Genomic DNA, 2,874 nt, shown 5'->3' with positions numbered 1-2,874 from the left:
GCGCGAGGCGCGCGCGGCGCGCGGGCAGATCGAGCCCGAACCAGCGCGGCCGGCCGGGCGCAGGCGCCTCGGGGTCGATGGCGATCAACTCCAGGAACTCGCCGTCCGTGGTGCGCATCACCCGGTTGTGGGTGCTCATGTCGGCGTGCTTGCCGCCCATCGGCATGTCGATGCCGAGGAGGCGGCGCATGTGGTCGGCGCCGCTCGCCAGATCGGCGGCGCCGACGGTGACGTGATCGATCTCGTTCAGCATCTCAAGGTCCGTGGTGGAGGGAATCCTCCGGGTCTTTAGAGCACGCGTCGGCCAGCATGCAATGCAGCCGGCCGGGTAACGCGTTCTCTGCCAATAAATTAGAGCGCGCGCGGCGGGGAAAGCTCAGCGCGGCGGATCGTCGCGACCGCGCCGCCGGCCTCCTTCCAGGCCTTGAAGCCGCCCTTGATGTGGGCCACGTCCTCCACCCCCATGCGCTGGAGCAGGTGCACGGTGAGCGCCGAGCGCCAGTCGAGCGCGCAGTGGAACAGCAGCTTCCTGCCCTCCCCGAACTCCTTCTTGAAATAGGGGCTTTCGGGATCGATCCAGAATTCCACCATGCCGCGCGGGCAGTGGAAGGCGCCGGGGATGTAGCCCTCGCGCTGGCGCTCGCGCACGTCGCGGATGTCCACCACCAGCCAATCCGGATCGGCGGCGAGCGCCATGGCCTCGGCCGGCTCGACCTCGGTGATGGCGGCGCGCGCCTCCTCCAGCATTCTCCTTCACGCCCATCTTCAGCTTGCCGGTCATCCTGCGGGCCTCCTCGCCGCGCGGCGGCGTGTTGTCGTTCCAATATGTGAAACGATAATGCGTCATTTTGGCACGCTGGCGGGGCACGCTCAAGCGCCCAACCCGGTGACGCCGCCGCAATATTCCGCCATTGTGCCATCCGGGCCGCGCGCCGCTTCCGTCTCCCGGATGGGGGCTTCGGAGCGAGGGGCGAGCAGCCGCAGGGTCGGTCGCGCGCACGTGGGTGGCGAGGAGTTGAGATGACCAAGTCGGCAGTCGGTCGGATCGGCGTGGACATCGGCGGCACCTTCACCGACACCGCACTGGAACTCTCCGGCAGGCTCTATTCCAGCAAGGTGCTCACCACCTATGCCGCGCCCGAGCAGGCGATCCTCGACGGCATCCGCCTGGTGCTCGCCGCCGCCGGCATCGGCCCCGAGGCGATCGGCGACGTGATCCACGGCACCACCCTTGTCACCAATGCGCTGATCGCGCGGCGCGGCGCGCGCACCGCCTTCGTCACCACCGCGGGCTTCCGCGACGTGATCGAGATGCGCCGCGAGAACCGCTTCGAGCAGTACGACCTCGACCTCGTATTGCCCGCCCCGCTCATCCCCCGCGCCGACCGCTTCACGCTTGCCGAGCGCATGGGCGCCCACGGCGAGGTGCTCATGGCGCTCGACGAGGCCGAGGTGGAGGCGCTCGCCGCCCGCCTCAAGGCTGGCGGCTATGAGAGCGTCGCCGTGGGCTTCCTGCATTCCTACGCCAACGGCGCGCACGAACAGCGCGCGGGCGAGATTCTGCGCGCCGCGCTTCCCGGCGTCGCGGTCTCGCTGTCGAGCGCGGTCTCGCCACGCATGCGCGAGTTCGACCGCTTCAACACGGTGTGCGCCAACGCCTATGTGCAGCCCATGGTGGAGGGCTATCTCAAGCGCCTCGCCGGCCGCCTTGCCGGCATCGGCCTGTCCTGCCCGGTCTTCATGATGCATTCGGGCGGCGGCCTGATCTCGGTGGAGGATGCGGCCCTGTTCCCGGTGCGGCTTCTCGAATCCGGGCCGGCGGGCGGCGCCATCTTCGCGGCGCGCTACGGCACGGCGCACGGGCTCGACCGGGTGCTGTCGTTCGACATGGGGGGCACCACGGCGAAGATCTGCCTGATCGAGGACCAGCGCCCCAAGGCCGCCGACACGTTCGAGGTGGCGCGCACCTACCGCTTCAAGAAGGGCAGCGGCATGCCCATCTCCATCCCGGTGATCGAGATGGTGGAGATCGGCGCCGGCGGCGGCTCCATCGCCCATGTGGACGTGATGCGCCAGATCCGCGTGGGCCCCGAGAGCGCGGGTTCCGAGCCCGGCCCCGCCGCCTATCAGCGCGGCGGCACCAAGCCGACCGTCACCGACGCCAATCTGCTGCTCGGCCGGCTCGATCCGGACGCCTTCGCCGGCGGCTCCATCGCCCTCTCGGTGCCGAATGCGCAGCAGGCCATGCGCGATCACGTCGCCGCCCCGCTCGCCTTGCCGGAAGACCAGGCGGCGGTGGGCATCTGCGAGGTGGTGGACGAGAACATGGCCAATGCCGCCCGCGCCCACGCGGTGGAGAACGGGCGCGACCTGGCCGCCTACACCATGATCGCCTTCGGCGGCGGCGCGCCGATCCACGCCTGCCGGGTGGCCGAGAAGCTGGGAGTGGACACGGTGCTGGTGCCGCCGGGCGCGGGCGTGGGCTCGGCCATCGGCTTCCTCGCCACGCCGTTCGGCTACGAGACCGTGCGCTCCAGCCACCTGCCGCTGGACAGAGCAGAGGCGGGCACGCTCCAGGCCCTGGTGGACGAGATGAAGCGCACGGCGGCCGCCTTCGTCGCCCGCGGCGCCGGAAACGCGGTGCCGGAATTCTCGCTGCGCGCCTTCATGCGCTATGTGGGCCAGGGCTGGGAAATTCCCGTGGACCTGCCTGACGCCCCGTTGGGCGCCGATTGCGCGGCGCGCCTGCGCGCGCGGTTCGAGGCGGAATACGAGCGCCTGTTCGGCCGCGTCATCGCCGGGCAGGCGGTGGAGATCGTCTCCTGGTCGGTGCGCGCGGCGACCCCCGAGCCGGAAGTGCCGCGCGCCGCGCCG

The 2,874-nt window shown here is 70.7% G+C and carries 3 protein-coding genes; 1 reads left to right on the top strand and 2 read right to left on the bottom strand.

Going from position 1 to position 2,874, the window contains the following annotated elements:
* Together AC2W7M_RS23140 and AC2W7M_RS23135 are read right to left on the bottom strand one after the other, a co-directional pair.
* Positions 1–253, bottom strand: a 253-nt coding sequence (locus AC2W7M_RS23140; protein ID WP_486135255.1) for a VOC family protein, incomplete at its 3' end; no start/stop codon positions are given.
* Between the two features lie 98 nt (positions 254–351).
* Positions 352–747: a rhodanese-like domain-containing protein gene (locus tag AC2W7M_RS23135; protein ID WP_486135254.1), complete on the bottom strand. Its 396-nt coding sequence runs from the start codon at positions 745–747 to the stop codon at positions 352–354.
* A 273-nt stretch (positions 748–1,020) separates the two neighbouring features.
* Here AC2W7M_RS23135 and AC2W7M_RS23130 point away from each other — a divergent pair.
* Positions 1,021–2,874, top strand: a 1,854-nt coding sequence (locus AC2W7M_RS23130; RefSeq protein WP_486135252.1) for a hydantoinase/oxoprolinase family protein, incomplete at its 3' end; no start/stop codon positions are given.

It is taken from the genome of Xanthobacter sp. BG11Y11_SDJG, from assembly GCF_057364445.1.
This window is presented reverse-complemented; position numbering and strand designations above follow the sequence as displayed.